This is a genomic window from uncultured Escherichia sp., from assembly GCF_948475835.1.
Classification (GTDB): Bacteria; Pseudomonadota; Gammaproteobacteria; order Enterobacterales; family Enterobacteriaceae; genus ECMA0423.
This window is the reverse complement of sequence record NZ_CAOLGM010000029.1, coordinates 16327-40121: the sequence shown is the minus strand read 5'-3', so window position 1 is coordinate 40121 and position 23795 is coordinate 16327. Positions and strand designations below refer to the sequence as shown.

Here is a 23795-nt window from a genome sequence, read left to right as displayed (position 1 = left end):
GTATAACGCATTGCCGCCGCAGAGTCGCCGTCGATGGAACCGAAGTTACCCTGACCGTCTACCAGCATGTAACGCAGCGAGAATGGCTGCGCCATACGGACGATCGTGTCATAAACCGCCGAGTCACCATGGGGATGGTATTTACCGATTACGTCACCAACGACACGGGCAGATTTTTTATAGGCTTTGTTCCAGTCATTGCCTAGTACGTTCATGGCGTAAAGTACGCGACGGTGTACCGGCTTCAGGCCATCTCGGACATCTGGCAGCGCACGGCCAACAATGACCGACATCGCATAATCCAGATAGGAGCTCTTCAGCTCTTCCTCAATGTTGACCGGTGTAATTTCTCTCGCAAGGTCGCTCATCTAACCGCTATCCCTCTACTGTATCCCGGATTCAAAGGTCGCAAATTATAACACAGCCGCGCAGTTTGAGGTAAACCTATACGCTTTATTCACATCCAATGCCTGATATACTCGTTTGTCTTGCCAATTACGGAGTAGAAGTGCTAATGAATGCCGAAAAATCGCCGGTAAACCATAACGTAGACCACGAAGAGATCGCTAAATTTGAAGCCGTCGCCTCCCGCTGGTGGGATCTTGAAGGTGAGTTCAAACCGTTGCACCGCATTAACCCGCTGCGTCTGGGCTATATTGCCGAGCGTGCTGGCGGTTTATTTGGCAAAAAGGTGCTCGATGTCGGTTGTGGCGGCGGCATTCTGGCCGAGAGTATGGCGCGCGAAGGCGCGACGGTGACCGGTCTGGATATGGGCTTTGAGCCATTGCAGGTGGCAAAACTGCACGCGCTGGAAAGCGGCATTCAGGTGGATTATGTGCAGGAAACCGTGGAAGAGCACGCGGCAAAACATGCCGGGCAGTATGATGTGGTGACCTGCATGGAGATGCTGGAGCACGTCCCCGATCCGCAGTCAGTGGTCAGAGCCTGTGCGCAACTGGTGAAACCAGGCGGCGATGTCTTTTTCTCGACGCTTAACCGCAACGGCAAGTCATGGCTGATGGCGGTGGTTGGCGCGGAATATATTTTGCGCATGGTGCCCAAAGGCACGCATGATGTGAAGAAGTTTATTAAACCGGCAGAACTGCTTGGCTGGGTAGATCAGACAAGCCTTAAAGAGCGACATATAACCGGGCTACATTACAACCCGCTCACTAATACTTTTAAACTCGGCCCCGGCGTGGATGTGAACTATATGCTGCACACGCAGAATAAGTGAGGTTGTTGTTTGGCCGAGCCAATGCCTGATGCGACGCTTGCCGCGTCTTATCAGGCCTACAAATGCTCCCCGTAGGCCGGATAAGGCGTTTACGCCGCATCCGGCAACCGTGCCGACTAGACAGTGATTACCATTTCACCGTCATCGACAAAAACCCTGCCGTCTGGGCAAAATCATCACTCCCTTTCTGCCACGCCACGCTGCCGCGCAGGGACACTCGCTGACTGATATTGCCCGTGACTCCCACTTTTATTTCACCCCGTCGCTTCACCGCATCGTCACTGATAGTGCTGCCATCTTCTTCAATTTCCGTCGCATGGGGATCGTGATAATAATTCAGATCTAATGTTGGTGTGACACCAACCGCGGTACGCCATTCGCTGTGTAAACCCAGCCGCGTCTGAATATCATCCCCCTGCGATTGTGACACGCGCGCATGGTTAGCGGCGGTAAAATCATCCTGCTGCACGCCCTGATAAATCACCTGCGCCTGCGGTTCAATCACCACACCACGCCCCGGTAACCACTGATACCCGGCTTCCAGCGAGGCGATAATCCCCGACGAGTGGTAATGATCTGTGCCATCGTCTTGTTCGGAAACATCATTGTTAAACCACGCGTATTGCAGCCAGCTATCCAGCCAGGCCCCCTGCTTCTGATTACCGTGCTGATACCAGCTTGAGGTCAGCCCAACGGCATAACCGTGGTTCTGGTTATCGGCGCGAGTTCCGGTCATATTCGAGCGGCTCTCGCCCTGATTATCACTGTAGCCACCAACCGCCCCAAGCATCCACTCGCCATCATCGCCCCAGCGCCCGCTAAACAGGTCACCGCTAAGCTGCACCGTAGAAGTGTCTTCATGCTGAGCCAGTTGCCCTGCCGCCGTGTAATGATAACGTCCGCCGATAACACGTAAATTCAGCGTCTGACCATTGCCACCTGCATGATCGCGTCGCTCCATCATAAACGCCTGATTTGCCGCCCGCAGATTATTGCGATAACCGCCAACTTTGGCATTCAGCACCGGCTGGTAAGCGGGGATTGGATCGGGTGTTGGGTCAGGATCGGGTGTTGGGTCAGGGTCTGGATCAGGTGGCGATGGCGGCGTTACTTCTTGCGATCGCAGATACCAGTCGTTGTTATCTTCCACTAGCGTGTAGTCATACGCTCCCATGTTGACGTAGCCACTGCCAGCCAGACTGAACTGTGCATTGTTTTGAAACTGCGTGGGATCAGCTGCGAAATCAACCACTTTAATGCCTGTCGATGTCGGCTCACCAATCCCTGTAATGGAGTTAACCACCACAGTTGTGTTGCCAGCAGTATTACCGTTCATCACCAATTGATCGCTTACCGAGTCATCGCCGTTTAATTCGCTGTCGAACAGTAGCGTACCGCCGCCGGTATAATCACCGTTTACCGTCAGCGTATCGCCAGCGACGCCATTTTGCAGGCTAACCGCACCGGACGTATTGGTCAGATCACCATTAACCGTCACGTCGGCAAGATAGGTCAGGCTGTCAGTTTCAAGGTTGGTATTAAGCTCACCTGTCAACGTCACGCCATCGGTAGCATTCACCAGCGTCCCATCGCCGTTAAACAATGAGGCATTAAGGGCGACGGAAGTATCCTGCCCGGTCAGACGCAAAACCGTACCATCGCTGATATCGATAGTGCCGCTGGAAGTAGCATCGATAGACTGAATATCCTGATCCGCGCCAGTAACGAACGTCGCCCCATCACCGACCCACAGTGACGAAGCATAAGGAAGGATATCCGCGACATCGCCTTTCAGGGTGCCTTCTTCGACACGTACCGCCGACTGCGTTGTACCGCTGGCGGTCAGCTCCAGCGTACCCGCCCCCGTTTTAGTCAATGTGCTACCCTCATCCTGATGCTGCCCGCTGCTGTCAGCCATCAGTGCGCCCCACTGCGTGTCTACCCCCGCATCAACTGCCACTTCACCGTCGGCGCGCATTTCAATATCACGCCCATGCTCAGTCGTCGTAGAGCGAGTATCGACATTGGCAGTAATCTCCATCACGCTTTCTTGTTGCTTATCGGTAAAGATAACCTGGCGGTTATAGTGGGTATCTCCAAGCTGTGAGTTGTCGCTCACCTCCAGCATACCGGAGGCGATTTGTGTTGTGCCCAAATAACTATTATTGTTTGCCAGACTTACCTGCCCGTCGCCCGCATCGACCACCACGTAGACGCCATCTTTCCCGTCACCGCCGATATGCATATCGTTTCCACCTGCAAGATCTACCACATCCTGACTGCCGATAACCGTTCCGCTGCTGCCGCTGACTTCAAGGCCATCGTTGTATGATGTGCCACTCTGCCAGGTGGAGAAATCAGAGAGATCGAGCACACCGCCGTTTAACACGATCGACTGCGGATCGTCCTGGAGAGCGGTAAGATCTGCCGCGTCGCCTTCCAGCGAAAGCACCGCACCATCATCAACGACTATATCGCCGGTTAGCGCCATCGACTGCGCCCCCGACAGCACGTAGCTGCCGTTTTGCGCAATGGTGAGCTGACCAGCACCTTCGATGGTGCCAGCAAAACTGCCTTGATTAACAGTAACATTGCCACCAGCATCGATATTTAAAGTGCCATTCTGAAAGCCCGTCAATGAGTGCACAAAGGTTTGTTGGGTGGAGCCAACGTTTAGCTCTGCCTGATTCTGGTACTTATCAATACTCCCTATCGTCAGACCGTAGCAGTCTTGCGGATCGTCCTGGCAATGCGTATCGCCGACATTCATCAGGGAGTTGCTGCGACCCAGGGTAACTTCACCGTTTTCAATCTGCATCTCACCAGTAAAGTCATTGTTATCTGCATTAAGTACCAGATCGCCGGAACCTGTTTTGGTGATCAACCCGGTACCAGCAATAGAGTCAACAGCTCCGTCATTCTCTGTATTGCCAATAACCAGCGTTTTTCCGTCGGCAATATCAAAGGTAACTTCACTTAAGCCGAGATACATAAAGCCACCCGCCGCAGTGGAAGGACCATCTCCATAGCCTGCTGCGCTGTTGTTCTCATCCACTAACACGCCGCCGTTCTGGCTGTAGCTGTCATCAACAGAAATATCAATAAGATAGGGAGCCGTCGCGCTATTGGTATATATCGCCCCGCCATAACCTTCGGCAGTGTTATTTGTAAAGGCAGTGTTATTTATTATCGTATAACCTGAAGGATGCTTGCTGTCGCTATTATTATCGGTAACATCGATTGCCCCGCCATCGCCATCACTGTAACTTGTTGATGTATATGCCTGGTTGTTATCAAAAATAACATCACTTAAATAGACGTCATTATTAATGGTATAAATTGCGCCACCTTTGCCATCATTAGCGATATTATTGCGAAACATGGCGTTAGTGACACGTAAATCGACGGCACCAGTATCATTAGTACCAGAAGAATAGATTGCGCCACCATAGCCGCCTGCGACGTTACCGGAAAAAATAACATCAGTAAGATTCAGCGTTGAGTTTTCTTTAGCAAATATGGCCCCGCCGTTATTATATTCTCCTGTAACGGTGTTATTGGCAAACAGAGTCATTCCAGTTTCATTTTCTGGTAATAGTGAAAATTCCGCTCCTTGTTGCAAAAATACGGCTCCTCCGCTGGCGTTATTGGTCATATCCGAAAAAACCAGCCATTGCCCATCGGCGACACTCCAGTCCTGCGTAATGCCTGAAAGGCTTTGCCTGCTGGCGTGACAACTCGCTTTGATATCATATCCCTGGCATAAATCAATGGCCGCCGCGAAACCGTTAGCAGAGAAAAGAGATGCAATCATTGACGGGAGTAGAGATAAATACTCCTTGCGTAGAAAGATAATCCGCATATTAATCTGACCATCATTTTATATAAGACGGCATATTTAAACGCATTATACAATATGGGTTATCTTTCTTTTGTAAATTGTCCAACCCGATGCAATGGCTATTTTGTTATTATTTGATGAATAATATCAGTGCGTCATAATTCAAGTTAATAACCTTAAGGGATACCAGATATATTTAAACTAAATTAAAGTAATGAATAATTTTGTTATAATATAAGGTAAATTAACAAAATGGCTTCGCATTTAACAATAACCGAATAGAAAACAACCATTTCGACATCAACAATCGCTTACATTCGCTTATATATTGACCACAACTGATACATCAGATTATGTGATGACTCGTGCTTAGATCAATTTTTGCAATCATTAGCAAAAAGATTAATAAACCATCTATATCAATTTATCCAACCTATTCTGCCGTTCAAGAAATCGCCGAACAGTTATTTTTAACAAATTTTTCTCTTCCCATTGACTTTCCCGGACACCTTGTCTGACCTAAGGTGCGCGAAAGCCACTTTTTCCTTCCTGAGTTATCCACAAAGTTATGCACTTGCAAGAGGGCCATTTTCACACTATCTTGCAGTGAATCCCAAACATACCCCCTATATATAGTGTTCTAAGCAGCTTCCCGTACTACAGGTAGTCTGCATGAAACTATTGCGGAAAGAATTCCAAAAACAGGTACGACATACATGAATCAGAATCTGCTGGTGACAAAGCGCGACGGTAGCACAGAGCGCATCAATCTCGACAAAATCCATCGCGTTCTGGATTGGGCGGCAGAAGGACTGCATAACGTTTCGATTTCCCAGGTCGAGCTGCGCTCCCACATTCAGTTTTATGACGGTATCAAGACCTCTGACATCCACGAAACCATTATCAAGGCGGCCGCAGACCTGATCTCCCGTGATGCGCCGGATTATCAGTATCTCGCCGCGCGCCTGGCGATCTTCCACCTGCGTAAAAAAGCCTACGGCCAGTTTGAGCCGCCTGCGCTGTACGACCACGTGGTGAAAATGGTCGAGATGGGCAAATACGATAATCATCTGCTGGAAGACTACACGGAAGAAGAGTTCAAGCAGATGGACACGTTTATCGATCACGACCGTGATATGACCTTCTCTTATGCTGCCGTTAAGCAGCTGGAAGGCAAATATCTGGTACAGAACCGCGTGACCGGCGAAATCTACGAAAGCGCCCAGTTCCTTTATATTCTGGTTGCCGCGTGCCTGTTCTCGAACTACCCGCGTGAAACGCGCCTGCAATATGTGAAGCGTTTTTACGACGCGGTTTCCACATTTAAAATTTCGCTGCCGACGCCAATCATGTCCGGCGTGCGTACCCCGACTCGTCAGTTCAGCTCCTGCGTACTGATCGAGTGCGGTGACAGTCTGGATTCCATCAACGCTACCTCCAGCGCGATTGTGAAATACGTTTCCCAGCGTGCCGGGATCGGCATCAACGCCGGGCGTATTCGTGCGCTGGGTAGCCCGATTCGCGGTGGTGAAGCGTTCCATACCGGCTGTATTCCGTTCTACAAACATTTCCAGACAGCGGTGAAATCCTGCTCTCAGGGCGGCGTGCGCGGCGGTGCGGCAACGCTGTTCTACCCGATGTGGCATCTGGAAGTGGAAAGCCTGCTGGTGTTGAAAAACAACCGTGGTGTGGAAGGCAACCGCGTGCGCCATATGGACTACGGGGTACAGATCAACAAACTGATGTATACCCGCCTGCTGAAAGGTGAAGATATCACCCTGTTCAGCCCGTCCGACGTACCGGGGCTGTACGACGCATTCTTCGCCGATCAGGAAGAGTTTGAACGCCTGTATACCAAATATGAGAAAGACGACAGCATCCGCAAGCAGCGTGTGAAAGCCGTTGAGCTGTTCTCGCTGATGATGCAGGAACGTGCGTCTACCGGTCGTATCTATATTCAGAACGTTGACCACTGCAATACCCATAGCCCGTTTGATCCGGCCATCGCGCCAGTGCGTCAGTCTAACCTGTGCCTGGAGATAGCCCTGCCGACCAAACCGCTGAACGACGTCAACGACGAGAACGGTGAAATCGCGCTGTGTACGCTGTCTGCTTTCAACCTGGGCGCAATTAATAGCCTGGATGAACTGGAAGAGCTAGCAATTCTGGCGGTTCGTGCACTTGACGCGCTGCTGGATTATCAGGATTACCCGATCCCGGCCGCCAAACGTGGAGCGATGGGTCGTCGTACGCTGGGTATTGGTGTGATCAACTTCGCTTACTACCTGGCGAAGCACGGTGTGCGTTACTCCGACGGCAGCGCCAACAACCTGACGCATAAAACCTTCGAAGCGATTCAGTATTACCTGCTGAAAGCGTCTAACGAGCTGGCAAAAGAGCAAGGCGCGTGCCCGTGGTTTAACGAAACCACTTACGCGAAAGGGATCCTGCCGATCGATACCTATAAGAAAGATCTGGATACCATCGCTAATGAGCCGCTGCATTACGACTGGGAAGCATTGCGTGAATCAATCAAAACGCACGGCCTGCGTAACTCCACGCTTTCTGCCCTGATGCCGTCAGAGACTTCTTCACAGATCTCTAACGCCACTAACGGTATTGAACCGCCGCGCGGTTACGTCAGCATCAAAGCGTCGAAAGACGGTATTTTGCGCCAGGTGGTGCCGGACTACGAGCACCTGCACGACGCCTATGAGCTGCTGTGGGAAATGCCGGGTAACGATGGCTACCTGCAACTGGTAGGTATCATGCAGAAATTTATCGATCAGTCGATCTCTGCTAACACCAACTACGATCCGTCACGTTTCCCGTCAGGAAAAGTGCCGATGCAGCAGTTGCTGAAAGACCTGCTCACCGCCTACAAATTCGGGGTCAAAACGCTGTATTATCAGAACACCCGTGACGGCGCTGAAGACGCGCAGGACGATCTGGTGCCGTCAATCCAGGACGATGGCTGCGAAAGCGGCGCATGTAAGATCTGATAATCCCCCAGCCTTTGCACCAAACCGTCCCCTCTCCCCTTGCGGGAGAGGGTTAGGGTGAGGGGTAATAAAACCACAGGACACACTCATGGCATATACCACCTTTTCACAGACGAAAAATGATCAGCTCAAAGAACCGATGTTCTTTGGTCAGCCGGTCAACGTGGCTCGCTACGATCAGCAAAAATATGACATCTTCGAAAAGCTGATCGAAAAGCAGCTCTCTTTCTTCTGGCGTCCGGAAGAAGTTGACGTTTCTCGCGACCGTATCGATTACCAGGCACTGCCTGAACACGAAAAACACATCTTTATCAGCAACCTGAAATATCAGACGCTGCTGGATTCCATTCAGGGCCGTAGCCCGAACGTGGCACTGCTGCCGCTGATCTCGATCCCGGAACTGGAGACCTGGGTCGAAACCTGGGCGTTCTCAGAAACGATTCATTCCCGTTCCTATACTCATATCATTCGTAATATCGTTAACGATCCGTCTGTTGTGTTTGACGATATCGTCACCAACGAGCAGATCCAGAAACGTGCGGAAGGGATCTCCAGCTATTACGATGAGCTGATCGAAATGACCAGCTACTGGCATCTGCTGGGCGAAGGTACCCACACCGTTAACGGTAAAACTGTGACCGTTAGCCTGCGCGAGCTGAAGAAAAAACTGTATCTCTGCCTGATGAGCGTTAACGCGCTGGAAGCGATTCGTTTCTACGTCAGCTTTGCTTGTTCCTTCGCATTTGCAGAACGCGAATTGATGGAAGGCAACGCCAAAATTATTCGCCTGATTGCCCGCGACGAAGCCCTGCACCTGACCGGCACCCAGCATATGCTGAATCTGCTGCGCAGCGGCGCGGACGATCCTGAGATGGCGGAAATTGCCGAAGAGTGTAAGCAGGAGTGCTATGACCTGTTTGTTCAGGCAGCTCAACAGGAGAAAGACTGGGCGGATTATCTGTTCCGCGACGGTTCGATGATTGGTCTGAATAAAGACATTCTCTGCCAGTACGTTGAATACATCACCAATATCCGTATGCAGGCAGTCGGTTTGGATCTGCCGTTCCAGACGCGCTCCAACCCGATCCCATGGATCAACACCTGGCTGGTGTCTGATAACGTGCAGGTTGCTCCGCAGGAAGTGGAAGTCAGTTCTTATCTGGTCGGGCAGATTGACGCGGAAGTGGACACCGACGATTTGAGTAACTTCCAACTCTGATGGCCCGCGTTACCCTGCGCATCACTGGCACACAACTGCTGTGCCAGGATGAACACCCTTCCCTTCTGGCGGCGCTGGAATCCCACAATGTGGCGGTTGAGTATCAGTGTCGCGAAGGTTACTGCGGCTCCTGTCGCACCCGTCTGGTTGCAGGTCAGGTTGACTGGATTGCCGAACCGTTAGCCTTTATTCAGCCGGGGGAAATTTTGCCCTGTTGTTGCCGGGCAAAAGGCGATATTGAAATCGAGATGTGAATTGGTTGTAGTGCCAGATACAACGCTTATGCGTCTTATCTGGCCTACAACGATTACATGGCGTAGTAATACGCTTTCACCTGCTCCCAGTCCGCTTTGGGGATTGGCTCCAGATATTTTTCCAGCTGGCGGAAGTCATGATTAATCGCTTTATCGCGACGCAAGCGGCGACGACTTTTCTCCAGGTCAAGAAAACCAGCTTCTGCATTACCTTCTGTTTTCACATAGATATGGCGAACATAACAACAGCCATGCTGACGATTAATGCTATGCATTTTCTTAAACGCCAGCGCCACTGCTTTCAACATGGCTTGCCGTACTTCGTCAGAATAAGGCGATACTGCATGCTGGGCATACCAGTCAGCAATGCTGATGAACCCCGCCATATCTTCAGTCACCAGCAACGCTCGCCATTCACCCTCAATTTTCACCGCTTCACCAAAAACGATCTTCGGCACGATGACACCGGCCCGTTCCAGTTCTTTAATTACCGCAACCTCACGGACAATCGTTGGTCGGCCGAACGGATAACGTACGGAATGAAACAGATGATGCGTCATGCGCTTTACATACAGCTTTTTGCCGTTGCGCTCGACGCATTGCACCCCGCTCATACCATTACGGCGATAGTTAGGCTCTTCAACCCAGTCGCCCTCTGTTGCCCACCAGTGATTAAATTCGTCGTACTTTGCTGAAACTGCCATACCCTATCGCCTGTCATTTTTATTAACGACAATGACTATAGGTGGTTACCTGAGGAAAATCTTAATGAAACGTGTCGTATTAATGAATTTCTTTTGCCACTACTAGCGTGACACCGCTTTTACCCTTCATTTGCAGCGCATAGATTCCACCAGCCACTACCACTAATAGTGCGCCCAGTAGATAAAATGTGAATTTAATCAGTCGGATACAGCGATGAAGTTTATTCGACAGGGATTAGGCATCGCCTTACAACCAGAGTTAACGCTGAAAAGCATTGCAGGTGAATTGTGTTCCGTTCCTCACGAACCAACCTTCTATCGACAGATTTCGTTGTTGGCTAAAGAAAAGCCGGTAGAAGGCAGTCCACTGTTTTTACTACAAACGTGTACGGAACAACTCGTGGTGAATGGAAAAATTTGATGTGAGACAGGATGGCGCATGAACGCCATCCTGCAGTAGCATTACTCTTTATTAAGGAATTTTACTGCCTTATCAGGGAAATCAGTAAACAGCCCATTTACACCCGCTTTGTTATACAGAGCATCATATAACTGATTCACATCAGTAGTGTATTCAGGCAGTTTATCTGACCGCACGGTATAAGGATGCACTACCAGTTTATTCTGCTGAGCATCTTGCACCATGCCAGTGAGTTTGATATTACCCGGCTGCGATGTTTCCTCAATCAACATATGGTAATCCGGCCCGATACCGTCGGCATATTCCGCCACCTGTTTCATAGCACCCGGCTTAAACATCCAGTCGTAGTTGTAATTAACCCAGCTTCCATCCGGCTGTTTCTGCTGCGTTTCATTCCAGTCGGTATAGGCAATCAACTGTACCAGATTGAGATCCATGCCCATTTTAGGTTCCAGCTCATTCTTAATACGCTTCAGCTCATCAGCATCAAAACATTGCAAATAAACTTTGTCGTCCTTACCGGTGTAACCATATTTCTTCAGCACTTCCAGCGTTTTTGCCGCAATATCCTTCCCTTCCTGATGATGGAACCACGGCGCTTTGATTTCAGGATAAATACCGATATTTTTCCCGGTAGAGTGATTTAACCCCTGAACAAATTCAATCTCTTCTTCAAAGGTGTGCACCCGGAAGTCGGACTTACCCATTGGGAAACGCCCCGGATAAGTCTGCACTTTTTTACCGTTTTCAATATCGAAACCTTCGGTAAATTTCAGCGACTTAATTTCATCCAGCGTGAAATCTATCGCGTAGTAACGACCGTCTTTGCGCGCCCGATCCGGGAAACGATCGGCAACATCAGTAACACGATCGAGATAATGGTCATGCAGAACAACCAGATGGTCGTCTTTGGTCATCACCAAATCCTGTTCCAGATAATCCGCTCCCTGCGCATACGCCATCGCTTTTGCTGGCAGCGTATGCTCCGGCAAATATCCACTGGCACCGCGATGGGCGATGACTATTTTTTCGTTGCTGTCCGCCGCCATTGCACTGCTTCCCATGACTATAGTGCTCATCATGATCGCCATGCTAAGGTTTTTCAGCTTCAATTTCATGCCATTAGCCTCCGTTGCGTTTTTGCAGTAATTGTTCATGGCGACGTTTTTCGCCAATCATCACAACAATCAACAAGATAACCGCCAGAATGCTGCCGCCAATCATTACCATAAAGCCGCCATCCCAGCCGAAGAAGTCCACGGTGTAGCCAACAATCGCGCTCGCCGCCACCGAACCGCCCAGGTAACCAAACAGCCCGGTAAAGCCCGCTGCCGTACCTGCCGCTTTTTTCGGTGCCAGTTCCAGCGCATGCAGACCGATCAGCATCACAGGACCGTAGATCAGGAAGCCGATAACAATCATACAAATCATATCGACGGTTGGGTTACCTGCCGGGTTCATCCAGTAAACGATAGTCGCGATGGTCACCAGTGTCATAAAGAAAACGCCGGTTGCCCCACGGTTGCCACGGAAGACTTTATCCGACATCCAGCCGCACAGCAGGGTGCCCGGAATACCCGCATACTCATAGAAGAAGTAGGCCCAGGAAGATTTATCCAGCGCGAAATGTTTAACCTCTTTCAGGTAAGTCGGTGACCAGTCGAGGATGCCGTAACGCAGCAGATAAACGAACACGTTGGCGATGGCGATATACCACAGCAATTTGTTCGGCAACACGTACTGCATGAAGATCTGCTTCGCCGTCAGTTCCTGTTCCGCTTTTTCGTTATAGTCGTCCGGGTAATCATTTTTGTACTCTTCGATCGGCGGCAAACCACAAGATTGCGGGGTATCGCGCATCATCGCAAAGGCGAATAATGCCACCAGAATGGCGCAGAAAGCAGGCATATAGAGCGCCGCATGCCAGTCATTGAACCAGGCCATCCCCAGCAGGAACAGCAGCGGCGGAATACCACCACCGACGTTGTGCGCACAGTTCCACACTGACACAATGCCGCCACGTTCTTTCTGCGACCACCAGTGCACCATAGTACGACCACACGGCGGCCACCCCATCCCCTGGAACCAACCGCAGAGGAACAACAGTACAAACATCACCGCAATGCTCGACGTCGCCCATGGCACAAAGCCCATAAACAACATCACTGCCGCCGCCAGAATCAAACCTGCGGGCAGGAAAACGCGCGGATTCGAGCGATCCGATACCGAACCCATGATGAATTTCGAAAATCCATAAGCAATCGAGATCCCCGAAAGGGCAAAACCTAAATCACCGCGTGAGAATCCCTGCTCAACCAGATAAGGCATAGCAAGCGCAAAGTTCTTACGAACCAAATAGTAAGCCGCATAGCCAAAGAATATCCCCAGGAAAATTTGCCAGCGCAATCGACGATAAGTCGGATCGATCTCCGCGGCAGGTAAGCGCGCTTTGTGTGGCGCTGGTTTAAAAATACTCAACATTGAAAGCCTCCGTGGCCCGTGGTCTTATTTATGATTAACAGACTGATTCAGTGGGAGAACCTGCCGTTTCTTTAGTTGCCGCGATGTTAAGAAAACATTCAGAAATTAAATGTGAATTGCCGCACACATTATTAAATAAGATTTACAAAATGTTCAGCATGACGCATGAAATCACGTTTCACTTTCGAATTATGAGCGAATATGCGCGAAATCAAACAATTCATGTTTTTACTATGGCTAAATGGTAAAAAACGAACTTCAGAGGGATAACAATGAAAACTCGCGACTCGCAATCAAGTGACGTGATTATCATTGGTGGCGGCGCAACGGGAGCCGGGATTGCCCGCGACTGTGCCCTGCGCGGGCTGCGCGTGATTTTGGTTGAGCGCCACGACATCGCAACCGGTGCCACCGGGCGTAACCACGGCCTGCTGCACAGCGGTGCGCGCTATGCGGTAACCGATGCGGAATCGGCCCGCGAATGCATTAGTGAAAACCAGATCCTGAAACGCATTGCACGTCACTGCGTTGAACCAACCAACGGCCTGTTTATCACCCTGCCGGAAGATGACCTCTCATTCCAGGCCACTTTTATTCGCGCCTGCGAAGAAGCAGGGATCAGCGCAGAAGCTATAGACCCGCAGCAAGCGCGCATTATCGAACCTGCCGTTAACCCGGCACTGATTGGCGCGGTGAAAGTTCCGGATGGCACCGTTGATCCATTTCGTCTGACCGCAGCAAACATGCTGGATGCCAAAGAACACGGTGCCGTTATCCTTACCGCTCATGAAGTCACGGGGCTGATTCGTGAAGGCGCGACGGTGTGCGGTGTTCGTGTACGTAATCATCTCACCGGCGAAACTCAGGCCCTTCATGCACCTGTCGTGGTTAATGCCGCTGGGATCTGGGGGCAACACATTGCCGAATATGCCGATCTGCGCATTCGCATGTTCCCGGCGAAAGGATCGCTGCTGATCATGGATCACCGCATTAACCAGCATGTGATCAACCGCTGCCGTAAACCTTCCGACGCCGATATTCTGGTGCCTGGCGATACCATTTCGCTGATTGGCACCACCTCTTTACGTATTGATTACAACGAGATTGACGATAATCGAGTGACGGCAGAAGAGGTTGATATTCTGCTGCGTGAAGGGGAAAAACTGGCCCCCGTGATGGCGAAAACGCGCATTTTGCGGGCCTATTCTGGCGTGCGCCCGCTGGTTGCCAGCGATGACGACCCGAGCGGACGTAACGTCAGCCGTGGCATCGTGCTGCTCGACCATGCTGAACGCGATGGTCTGGACGGATTTATCACCATCACCGGTGGCAAACTGATGACCTATCGGCTGATGGCTGAATGGGCTACCGACGCGGTATGCCGCAAACTGGGCAACACGCGCCCCTGTACGACTGCCGATCTGGCACTGCCTGGTTCACAAGAACCCGCTGAAGTTACCTTGCGTAAAGTCATCTCCCTGCCTGCCCCGCTGCGCGGTTCTGCGGTTTATCGTCATGGCGATCGCACGCCTGCCTGGCTGAGCGAAGGCCGTCTGCATCGTAGCCTGGTATGTGAGTGCGAAGCGGTAACTGCGGGTGAAGTTCAGTACGCGGTAGAAAATTTAAACGTTAATAGCCTGCTGGATTTACGCCGTCGTACCCGTGTGGGGATGGGTACCTGCCAGGGCGAACTCTGCGCCTGCCGCGCTGCCGGACTGCTGCAACGTTTTAACGTCACGACGTCCGCGCAATCTATCGAGCAACTTTCCACCTTCCTTAACGAACGCTGGAAAGGCGTGCAACCCATCGCCTGGGGAGACGCACTGCGCGAAAGCGAATTTACCCGCTGGGTTTATCAGGGACTGTGTGGTCTGGAGAAGGAGCAGAAAGATGCGCTTTGATACTGTCATTATGGGCGGCGGCCTCGCCGGATTACTCTGTGGCCTGCAACTGCAAAAACACGGCCTGCGCTGTGCCATTGTCACGCGTGGTCAAAGCGCGCTGCATTTCTCATCCGGTTCGCTGGATTTGCTGAGCCATCTGCCTGATGGTCAACCGGTGACAGACATTCACAGTGGACTGGAATCTTTGCGTCAGCAGGCACCAGCCCATCCTTACAGTCTTCTCGAACCACAACGCGTGCTCGATCTCGCTTGCCAGGCGCAGGCATTGATCGCTGAAAGCGGTGCGCAATTGCAGGGCAGCGTGGAACTGGCCCATCAGCGCGTTACCCCGCTCGGCACTTTGCGTGCAACCTGGTTAAGTTCGCCAGAAGTTCCCGTCTGGCCGCTACCCGCGAAGAAGATATGTGTAGTGGGGATAAGCGGGCTGATGGATTTCCAGGCGCATCTTGCGGCGGCTTCGTTGCGCGAACTGGATCTTTCGTTTGAAACCGCAGAAATAGAGCTGCCGGAACTGGATGTCCTGCGCAATAACGCCACCGAATTTCGCGCTGTGAATATCGCCCGTTTCCTTGATAATGAAGAAAACTGGCCGCTGTTACTTGATGCGCTTATTCCTGTCGCCAATACCTGCGAAATGATCCTGATGCCCGCCTGCTTCGGCCTGGCCGATGACAAACTGTGGCGTTGGTTGAATGAAAAACTACCTTGTTCACTGATGCTTTTGCCAACGCTGCCGCCTTCCGTGCTGGGCATTCGTCTGCAAAACCAGTTACAGCGCCAGTTTGTGCGCCAGGGTGGCGTGTGGATGCCGGGCGATGAAGTGAAAAAAGTGACCTGTAAAAATGGCGTAGTGAATGAAATCTGGACCCGCAATCACGCCGATATTCCGCTACGTCCACGTTTCGCGGTTCTCGCCAGCGGCAGTTTCTTTAGTGGCGGACTGGTAGCGGAACGTAACGGCATTCGCGAGCCGATTCTCGGCCTTGATGTGCTACAAACCGCCACGCGGGGTGAATGGTATAAGGGCGATTTTTTTGCGCCGCAACCGTGGCAGCAGTTCGGTGTAACCACTGATGAGACGCTACGCCCGTCGCAGGCAGGGCAAACCATTGAGAACCTGTTTGCCATCGGTTCGGTGCTGGGCGGATTTGATCCCATCGCCCAGGGATGCGGCGGCGGTGTTTGTGCCGTCAGTGCTTTACATGCCGCTCAACAGATTGCCCAACGCGCAGGAGGCCAACAATGAACGACACCAGCTTCGAAAACTGCATTAAGTGCACCGTCTGCACCACCGCCTGCCCGGTGAGCCGGGTGAATCCCGGTTATCCAGGGCCAAAACAAGCCGGGCCGGATGGCGAGCGTCTGCGTTTGAAAGATGGCGCACTGTATGACGAGGCGCTGAAATATTGCATCAACTGCAAACGTTGTGAAGTCGCCTGCCCGTCCGATGTGAAGATTGGCGATATTATCCAGCGCGCGCGGGCAAAATATGACACCACGCGCCCGTCGCTGCGTAATTTTGTGTTGAGTCATACCGACCTGATGGGTAGCGTTTCCACGCCGTTCGCACCAATCGTCAACACCGCTACCTCGCTGAAACCGGTGCGGCAGCTGCTTGATGCGGCGTTAAAAATCGATCATCGCCGCACGCTACCGAAATACTCCTTCGGCACGTTCCGTCGCTGGTATCGCAGCATAGCGGCTCAGCAAGCACAATATAAAGACCAGGTCGCTTTCTTTCACGGCTGCTTCGTTAACTACAACCATCCGCAGTTAGGTAAAGATTTAATTAAAGTGCTCAACGCAATGGGTACCGGTGTACAACTGCTCAGCAAAGAAAAATGCTGCGGCGTACCGCTAATCGCCAACGGCTTTACCGATAAAGCACGCAAACAGGCAATTACGAATGTAGAGTCGATCCGCGAAGCTGTGGGAGTAAAAGGCATTCCGGTGATTGCCACCTCCTCAACCTGTACATTTGCCCTGCGCGACGAATACCCGGAAGTGCTGAATGTCGACAACAAAGGCTTGCGCGATCATATCGAACTGGCAACCCGCTGGCTGTGGCGCAAGCTGGACGAAGGCAAAACGTTACCGCTGAAACCGCTGCCGCTGAAAGTGGTTTATCACACTCCGTGCCATATGGAAAAAATGGGCTGGACGCTCTACACCCTGGAGCTGTTGCGTAAAATCCCGGGGCTTGAGTTAACGGTGCTGGATTCCCAGTGCTGCGGTATTGCGGGTACTTACGGTTTCAAAAAAGAGAACTACCCCACCTCACAAGCCATCGGTGCGCCACTGTTCCGCCAGATAGAAGAGAGCGGCGCGGATCTGGTCATCACCGACTGCGAAACCTGCAAATGGCAGATTGAGATGTCCACGAGCCTTCGCTGCGAACATCCGATTACGCTACTGGCCCAGGCGCTGGCTTAACCGACCTTTTGATGCCCGGTAAGCACATTGCTTATCGGGCATTTTTGCGAGCGCGATTCCACGCACCATGTATGCGTTGCAACGCTTTGAAAATTCCTCTGAAAATGTCTCGCAAAGGCTGAAACTGACAGATGTCAAAGGCCCGGGATAGACGTAATGTCGCGTCATCATAAATATCAGGTGACGGACAACCATGACCGAATCAACAACATCCTCCCCGCATGATGCGGTGTTTAAAACCTTTATGTTCACACCCGAAACCGCACGGGATTTTCTCGAAATACATTTACCAGAACCACTGCGCAAGCTTTGCAACCTGCAAACCTTACGCCTGGAACCCACTAGTTTTATTGAAAAAAGTTTACGCGCTTACTACTCGGATGTTTTGTGGTCCGTGGAAACCAGCGACGGTGACGGCTATATCTACTGCGTGATTGAACATCAAAGCTCTGCAGAAAAGAATATGGCTTTTCGGCTAATGCGCTATGCCACTGCCGCCATGCAGCGTCACCTGGATAAAGGCTATGACAGAGTTCCGCTGGTGGTGCCATTGCTGTTTTATCATGGCGAAACATCGCCCTACCCGTACTCACTTAACTGGCTGGATGAGTTTGACGATCCGCAACTTGCCCGGCAGTTGTACACCGAAGCTTTTCCGTTGGTGGATATCACCATCGTACCTGACGATGAGATCATGCAACATCGGCGTATAGCTCTGCTGGAACTGATTCAAAAGCATATTCGCGACCGCGATTTAATCGGCATGGTCGACAGGATCACCACGCTTTTGGTTAGAGGCTTCACTAATGACAGCCAGCTACAAACACTGTTTAATTATCTGCTGCAATGCGGCGATACCTCCCGTTTCACCCGTTTTATTGAGGAGATTGCCGAACGTTCACCACTACAAAAGGAGAGATTAATGACTATTGCTGAACGGCTACGGCAGGAAGGGCATCAAATTGGCTGGCAGGAAGGTATGCATGAACAAGCCATTAAAATTGCTTTGCGCATGCTGGAACAGGGCATTGATCGTGACCAGGTGCTCGCGGCCACCCAGCTAAGCGAAGCCGATCTGGCAGCGAATAACCACTAATTAACACAGGCCCACAGCCGATCCCCATGGGCCTTTGATATCAATAACTACCTTTTATGCGTGGCCCATTTTTGCCTGATTTAAACATCGCCAGTCGTTGATCCAGGGCATCGCTGTAGAGCATCGTGTCAACGCCAACAGCGACAAAGTTCGCTCCCCACGCCAGGCATTGCTGCGCCATATCAGGAGCCACAGCCAGAAAACCAGCCGCTTTACCCGCAGCACGGATCCGCCGAATGCTGGTTTCAATAATTCGCTGCACTTCCGGGTGCCCGGCGTTATCCGGGTAGCCCAACGACGCAGAAAGATCCGCTGGTCCAATAAACACGCCATCAATCCCTTCGACGTCGAGGATCTCGTCCAGGTTATCCAGTGCCGTTTTACTTTCCACCTGCACTAACAGACAAAGCGAATCGTTGACTTGCGCCATGTAATTCTCAATGCGTCCCCAGCGCGCAGCCCGTGCCACACTGGCCCCAACACCACGCTCACCGTAGGGAGGGTTGGACAAGTTTTGCCGGAGGGGGAATGTGCCGGTGCAGTAAACCGGCACAGAGTGGCGGAATCAGACAGATAAGGTCATGGACTCAATAACCTCAATCCAGCCATGCTCACTGGCGATATCCTGGCCGTTTAACCAACGGCGCAGCATATTCAGTGCCATCATTGCGCACACTTCCTGACGGATAGCCAGGCTGTAGCGCGTAGTGCTGAAACGCACACGCAGAGCGAAAGTGCCGTCTGGTGTGGCTAGCGCAAAGTTGAGATGTTCGTTCTCGAAACCCGAAACAGCCAGTGCCAGCCCGGCAAAATGGTTGGCCCGCCGTTCTGTAATCCAGTGCGCAGTTTGCGCCAGGGTTTCTTCCTGTGAAGGAACCACTTCACACGCCAGCAATGGAGCACCTGCGCGAGAAAGTTGCAAAGCCAATAAACCACCGGTGAATTGCTCGCTCAACGTCAGGCTGAACTGGCGGTTTTGCAATTCGCGACTGATCTGCGCGGGCAGTCCTTCGGTGCCTTCGAAAATCACGCTCTGTCCGGCAACACGTTTAACGTCCAGCCACAGTTTTTCCATCGCCTGTTGCTCGCTTGCCGGTCCGGTGAGTTTCAGTTCGATAATCGGCATTGAAGAGCGATAGCCCATTGTTACGCCCGGCGGCAGTTGTAGAGTGTCCAGGCTTTGTGCCAGATCGCTTTCCGAACGACCAAAGGTAGTTAAACGCAGACAAACCGGCGGCTGTGGTAAAGAAAAACGCTCGCGCAGACGCGGCAGGATTTCGTGCTCGACCATCACCTTAAATTCTGACGGTACGCCGGGAGTAAAGAACATCAGGCAACGATTAAGCTGCACGGCAAAACCACAGGCGGTGCCTACCGGGTTATTGATAAATTCAGCACTGGCAGGCAGCTCCGCTTGTTTACGGTTGCTCGGTGCCATTACTCGTCCACGTTCGTGGAAATAGCGTTCCATCTCTTTGAGCCAGGCTTCATGCAGCACCATGCCTTCACCTTTTGCTGTCGCAGCGGCGAGTGCGCTTAAATCATCGCTGGTCGGTCCCAGCCCGCCGTTAACGATCAGCACATCGGCGTGCTGACTACGTTCGCGAAGAATGGTGACTAAGTCATCAAGGTTATCCCCCACCGTATTGCGGCGAGATAATGGCAGCCCCTGATGAAAGAAAAAATCGGCCAGCCAGGCAGCGTTAGTGTCAACGATTTGCCCGTGTAACACTTCATCCCCGGTGGATAGCATTTCCACTTTTAACATGGTTATCTCCTGCTTTTGTTATCGAATCACTATAACGCAAAGGGAGATAAGGCGTAGTAAGAAACTGAATGGCGCGACAGAATGCCGCGCCGGAAGGGATCAGAAACTGGCGTTAACCCCAACATACGGGCCGTCAGCCACGGCGTTGTCGCGGTTACCGTCTTTACCCGACAGATTCAGGTAGCGATAACCCGCCTCAATACTGACTGGACGCATAATGGTGTAACGCGCGCCAGCATTCGCTTCCTCATAACTTTGAATACCGCTGGAGAGCGAATCCGGAGAGTAGTAATACTCGCCAAACAAACGGAAGCTGTTGCCAATTTTCCACTGCAAACCACCTCCTACCGCTGCGGCATAACCTTCATCGCCGTAATTCGGGTTGGTGTAAACGCCTTTTCCGCCAACGGTCGCCATTAACGGCCCGAGAGGCAGATTCAACCCCAGCCCCACGCCCGCGACGTCACCGTCGTCGTCGTTATGTGTCCAGTTACCGCTTAAAGCCAGGCCCGTCGATTCAGTCCCAAAACCGACACCAATATTGGTGTATTCTTTACCCGCCTGGCCGCTGATGCTCATTGCATTGACCGATGCAGAAACCAACAGCATTCCGGCCAGACCTGCTAGCGCAATTTTTTTCATTATCCCCTTTCCCACAAGCAATTAATCAAAATTCCCAAAGCTGCGGGATTGTACTGCCTGGCACAGAGGATTCAATGAGCGAAAAAAGGGATCTAGTCACTTATTGTAACTAAATACTTCTTAAATAATTAAACGCCGAAAAAATAAACACACTTTACCGATACACACAAAAATAATAATAAGTGCAGTTATCATTGCAAAAGAGATTACTGTCACTTTCACATATTTCTGAGTTACCGTATTCTCATGGTTTCTTTTTATTTATAAGGAATACCCCTATGCGACAACGGACTATTGTATGCCCTTTGATTCAAAATGATGGTGCTTATTTGCTGTGTAAAATGGCCGACGATCGCGGCGTTTTCCCCGGTCAATGGGCGCTTTCGGGTGGCGGCGTGGAGTCTGGCGAACGAATTGAAGAGGCACTACGCCGCGAAATTCGCGAAGAACTGGGAGAACAGCTGCTTTTGACAGAAATCACGCCGTGGACCTTCAGCGATGATATTCGCACCAAGACGTATGCAGATGGTCGCAAGGAAGAGATTTATATGATTTACCTGATTTTTGACTGCGTTTCTGCCAACCGAGAAGTGAAAATAAACGAAGAGTTTCAGGACTACGCGTGGGTAAAACCTGAAGATCTGGTGCATAATGATTTAAATGTTGCCACCCGAAAAACGTTACGTTTGAAAGGTCTTCTTTAACAATGATGACAGCCATCACTGGCTGTCAGATTGAAAATTTAGTGGTTAACGAATTCCCCATCCAGATAAACTTTGCCTTTTTCCACATGCATGACTAAACCATCCAGATAATCAGGTTTAAATGTCGCATCACGCTTATTTTTAGCAATATATGTCAGGCAATGATTATGGGTGAAAATAACGATATTTTTATCAGGCGCTTTGCTTTGTAAGTCCTTAATTGCACTATAAATCTCATTACCGCACTGAAGAAGTCGTTTATCTACCGTCAGCTTTTTACCCGCGGAAAACCAGGTCGCCGACTGAATGGTCCGGACGGTATTACTGGAATAAAGATCGAAATCAGGGATGTCAGCGCTAAAAGCGTTGCCCAGTTCACGGGCATCCTGGGTACCTTTAACCGTAATACCTGTTTTATCTGACAAGCATTGATTGGTTGAACGATCGCAACGTTCAGCATGGCGAAACAAAACGACAACCGGGTGCTGCTGTGCCAGTCTGGCCAATGTTTTATTGTCGATACGTGGCAAACCATTGCTACTCCAGGCGGCATGAGTACCCAGTCCGGCAATTGCAGCGAGCGCCAGTAAAATGATGAAATATTTTTTTGACTTCAATGATGAGCGGCAAAAAGCTAACACGTAAACTCCACCTATAGACAAGCGCAACCAGACAATTACCGTAAAATTGAGCGACATTTCTGGCGATAATTAGCAGTTGGTGTAATATTAAAAATCCTACGATGTCGGCAAAATGCCTCAAAATTTTGCCAAATGCAAAGCCTAAATAAGAAAAAATATAAAAATTTCAATATTTACGTCTAATATTAGTTTCTTAAGGTTAAGTTAATATTCTATCCTTAAAATTTCGCTCCAAATGGCAAAATATACACAACACTCTTTATAGCAAATATAAGTGGACAGGTATTCAATGGCGGAAGGAAAAGCAATGTCAGAATTTTTGCCTTTTTCGCGACCAGCAATGGGCGTGGAGGAACTCGCTGCAGTTAAAGAGGTTCTCGAATCCGGTTGGATCACAACCGGTCCGAAGAATCAGGCGCTTGAGCAAGCCTTTTGCCAGTTGACGGGAAATCAGCATGCCATCGCGGTCAGTTCAGCCACCGCCGGAATGCATATCACGCTAATGGCGTTGGAAATTGGCAAGGGCGATGAAGTGATTACGCCTTCCCTGACCTGGGTTTCAACCCTCAATATGATTTCCTTGTTGGGTGCAACGCCGGTAATGGTGGATGTCGACCGCGATACGCTGATGGTCACGCCTGAAGCGATCGAGTCAGCCATAACGCCACGCACTAAAGCCATCATTCCGGTGCATTATGCCGGTGCGCCAGCAGATATTGACGCCATTCGCGCCATTGGCGAACGTTACGGCATCGCAGTTATCGAAGATGCTGCCCATGCCGTCGGTACGTATTACAAAGGGCGACATATTGGCGCAAAAGGTACCGCTATTTTTTCATTTCATGCCATTAAAAATATTACCTGTGCGGAAGGTGGCCTGATTGTAACTGATAATGAAAACCTTGCCCGCCAGCTACGGATGCTGAAATTTCACGGTCTGGGTGTCGATGCCTATGACAGACAAACCTGGGGCCGTGCACCGCAGGCTGAAGTCTTAACACCGGGCTATAAGTACAATCTGACCGATATTAACGCCGCAATTGCCCTGACACAGTTAGCAAAATTAGAGCACCTCAACACCCGTCGGCGCGAAATTGCCCAGCAATATCAGCAAGCACTGGCAGCTCTCCCCTTTCAGCCATTAAGCCTTCCCGCCTGGCCGCACGTTCACGCCTGGCATCTGTTTATTATTCGTGTCGATGAACAACGTTGTGGTATCAGTCGCGATGCGTTGATGGAAGCGTTAAAAGAAAGAGGCATTGGTACCGGGTTACATTTCCGCGCCGCTCACACACAAAAATATTATCGCGAGCGTTTTCCCACGCTGTCGTTACCGAATACCGAATGGAATAGCGAACGCATCTGTTCTTTGCCGCTGTTCCCGGATATGACTACCGCCGATGCCGACCGTGTCATCACAGCCCTTCAGCAACTCGCAGGACAATAAG

Annotated in this window: 19 protein-coding genes and 3 pseudogenes; 11 read left to right on the top strand and 11 right to left on the bottom strand. The window is 50.9% G+C overall.

The features are described 5' to 3' along the window. Positions 1–368: DNA gyrase subunit A (locus tag QZF50_RS08240; RefSeq protein WP_290388851.1), on the bottom strand; the 368-nt coding region annotated here is incomplete at its 3' end. Between the two features lie 146 nt (positions 369–514). Between QZF50_RS08240 and ubiG the strand changes: the two genes are divergently transcribed. Next, on the top strand, positions 515–1237 hold the full coding sequence (gene ubiG / locus QZF50_RS08235; RefSeq protein ID WP_000990766.1) for a bifunctional 2-polyprenyl-6-hydroxyphenol methylase/3-demethylubiquinol 3-O-methyltransferase UbiG: 723 nt from the start codon (positions 515–517) through the stop codon (positions 1235–1237). A gap of 127 nt (positions 1238–1364) precedes the next feature. On the opposite strand, the gene yfaL is transcribed toward ubiG, so the two are convergent. Further along, the gene (gene yfaL, locus QZF50_RS08230; protein WP_001220033.1) at positions 1365–5099 is read right to left on the bottom strand and encodes an AIDA-I family autotransporter adhesin YfaL/EhaC; all 3735 of its coding nucleotides are present in this window, start codon (positions 5097–5099) and stop codon (positions 1365–1367) included. A gap of 424 nt (positions 5100–5523) precedes the next feature. Then, complete coding sequence (gene ypaB, locus QZF50_RS08225) at positions 5524–5667, bottom strand: protein YpaB (RefSeq protein WP_001300064.1); 144 nt, start codon at positions 5665–5667, stop codon at positions 5524–5526. Between the two features lie 127 nt (positions 5668–5794). On the opposite strand from ypaB, the gene nrdA reads away from it, so the two are divergent. From nrdA to yfaE, 3 genes are all read left to right on the top strand, one after another. After that, positions 5795–8080 carry a class 1a ribonucleoside-diphosphate reductase subunit alpha gene (nrdA, locus tag QZF50_RS08220; RefSeq protein ID WP_001075177.1) on the top strand — a complete coding sequence of 762 codons (2286 nt, stop codon included), beginning with the start codon at positions 5795–5797 and terminating at the stop codon, positions 8078–8080. An 88-nt stretch (positions 8081–8168) separates the two neighbouring features. After that, complete coding sequence (gene nrdB, locus QZF50_RS08215; RefSeq protein ID WP_000332036.1) at positions 8169–9299, top strand: class Ia ribonucleoside-diphosphate reductase subunit beta; 1131 nt, start codon at positions 8169–8171, stop codon at positions 9297–9299. Continuing rightward, positions 9299–9553, top strand: a complete 255-nt coding sequence (gene yfaE, locus QZF50_RS08210; RefSeq protein WP_000135040.1) for a ferredoxin-like diferric-tyrosyl radical cofactor maintenance protein YfaE — start codon at positions 9299–9301, stop codon at positions 9551–9553. The genes nrdB and yfaE overlap by 1 nt, the downstream gene beginning before the upstream one ends. 53 nt (positions 9554–9606) lie before the next feature. Here the strand turns inward: yfaE and inaA are convergent, their stop codons facing one another. Together inaA and QZF50_RS08200 are read right to left on the bottom strand one after the other, a co-directional pair. Continuing rightward, positions 9607–10257 carry a lipopolysaccharide kinase InaA gene (gene inaA, locus QZF50_RS08205; RefSeq protein ID WP_000301050.1) on the bottom strand — a complete coding sequence of 217 codons (651 nt, stop codon included), beginning with the start codon at positions 10255–10257 and terminating at the stop codon, positions 9607–9609. A gap of 79 nt (positions 10258–10336) precedes the next feature. Further along, positions 10337–10441 (bottom strand): annotated as a pseudogene (locus QZF50_RS08200) (hypothetical protein); the annotation flags it as partial. On the opposite strand from QZF50_RS08200, the pseudogene QZF50_RS08195 reads away from it, so the two are divergent. Further along, positions 10439–10678, top strand: a pseudogene (locus QZF50_RS08195) (LysR family transcriptional regulator); the annotation flags it as partial. The pseudogenes QZF50_RS08200 and QZF50_RS08195 overlap by 3 nt on opposite strands. A 41-nt stretch (positions 10679–10719) precedes the next feature. On the opposite strand, the gene glpQ reads toward QZF50_RS08195, so the two are convergent. Both glpQ and glpT read right to left on the bottom strand, forming a co-directional pair. Next, complete coding sequence (gene glpQ / locus QZF50_RS08190) at positions 10720–11796, bottom strand: glycerophosphodiester phosphodiesterase (RefSeq protein WP_000768973.1); 1077 nt, start codon at positions 11794–11796, stop codon at positions 10720–10722. A gap of 4 nt (positions 11797–11800) precedes the next feature. Beyond that, positions 11801–13159, bottom strand: coding sequence for a glycerol-3-phosphate transporter (glpT, locus tag QZF50_RS08185; protein ID WP_000948723.1), 1359 nt, complete (start codon positions 13157–13159; stop codon positions 11801–11803). A 272-nt stretch (positions 13160–13431) separates the two neighbouring features. On the opposite strand from glpT, the gene glpA reads away from it, so the two are divergent. The 4 genes from glpA to QZF50_RS08165 all read left to right on the top strand — a co-directional run bounded on the left by glpA (position 13432) and on the right by QZF50_RS08165 (position 18592). Beyond that, entirely contained in the window at positions 13432–15060 is a 1629-nt protein-coding gene (gene glpA, locus QZF50_RS08180; RefSeq protein ID WP_000857257.1) for an anaerobic glycerol-3-phosphate dehydrogenase subunit A, read from the top strand. Further along, positions 15050–16309, top strand: a complete 1260-nt coding sequence (gene glpB, locus QZF50_RS08175; RefSeq protein WP_061892459.1) for a glycerol-3-phosphate dehydrogenase subunit GlpB — start codon at positions 15050–15052, stop codon at positions 16307–16309. Before glpA ends, glpB begins: the two co-directional genes overlap by 11 nt. Beyond that, the gene (glpC, locus tag QZF50_RS08170; protein ID WP_001000358.1) at positions 16306–17496 is read left to right on the top strand and encodes an anaerobic glycerol-3-phosphate dehydrogenase subunit GlpC; all 1191 of its coding nucleotides are present in this window, start codon (positions 16306–16308) and stop codon (positions 17494–17496) included. The genes glpB and glpC overlap by 4 nt, the downstream gene beginning before the upstream one ends. 193 nt (positions 17497–17689) lie before the next feature. Continuing rightward, positions 17690–18592: an ISNCY family transposase gene (locus QZF50_RS08165; RefSeq protein WP_000140570.1), complete on the top strand. Its 903-nt coding sequence runs from the start codon at positions 17690–17692 to the stop codon at positions 18590–18592. A 40-nt stretch (positions 18593–18632) separates the two neighbouring features. On the opposite strand, the pseudogene QZF50_RS08160 reads toward QZF50_RS08165, so the two are convergent. The 3 genes and pseudogenes from QZF50_RS08160 to QZF50_RS08150 all read right to left on the bottom strand — a co-directional run. Further along, positions 18633–19094 (bottom strand): annotated as a pseudogene (locus QZF50_RS08160) (aldolase/citrate lyase family protein); the annotation flags it as partial. Between the two features lie 63 nt (positions 19095–19157). Continuing rightward, positions 19158–20360: a nicotinamide mononucleotide deamidase-related protein YfaY gene (locus QZF50_RS08155; RefSeq protein ID WP_000921642.1), complete on the bottom strand. Its 1203-nt coding sequence runs from the start codon at positions 20358–20360 to the stop codon at positions 19158–19160. 99 nt (positions 20361–20459) lie between these two features. Then, positions 20460–21002 carry a YfaZ family outer membrane protein gene (locus QZF50_RS08150; protein ID WP_000717009.1) on the bottom strand — a complete coding sequence of 181 codons (543 nt, stop codon included), beginning with the start codon at positions 21000–21002 and terminating at the stop codon, positions 20460–20462. 278 nt (positions 21003–21280) lie between these two features. Here QZF50_RS08150 and nudI point away from each other — a divergent pair, with 278 nt between their 5' ends. Then, positions 21281–21706: a nucleoside triphosphatase NudI gene (gene nudI / locus QZF50_RS08145; protein ID WP_061892460.1), complete on the top strand. Its 426-nt coding sequence runs from the start codon at positions 21281–21283 to the stop codon at positions 21704–21706. Positions 21707–21744: 38 nt separating this feature from the next. Here the strand turns inward: nudI and ais are convergent, their stop codons facing one another. Continuing rightward, entirely contained in the window at positions 21745–22347 is a 603-nt protein-coding gene (ais, locus tag QZF50_RS08140) for a lipopolysaccharide core heptose(II)-phosphate phosphatase Ais (RefSeq protein ID WP_001297077.1), read from the bottom strand. Positions 22348–22654: 307 nt separating this feature from the next. Between ais and arnB the strand changes: the two genes are divergently transcribed. Continuing rightward, complete coding sequence (arnB, locus tag QZF50_RS08135; protein ID WP_001388277.1) at positions 22655–23794, top strand: UDP-4-amino-4-deoxy-L-arabinose aminotransferase; 1140 nt, start codon at positions 22655–22657, stop codon at positions 23792–23794. Position 23795: the final 1 nt, after the last annotated feature.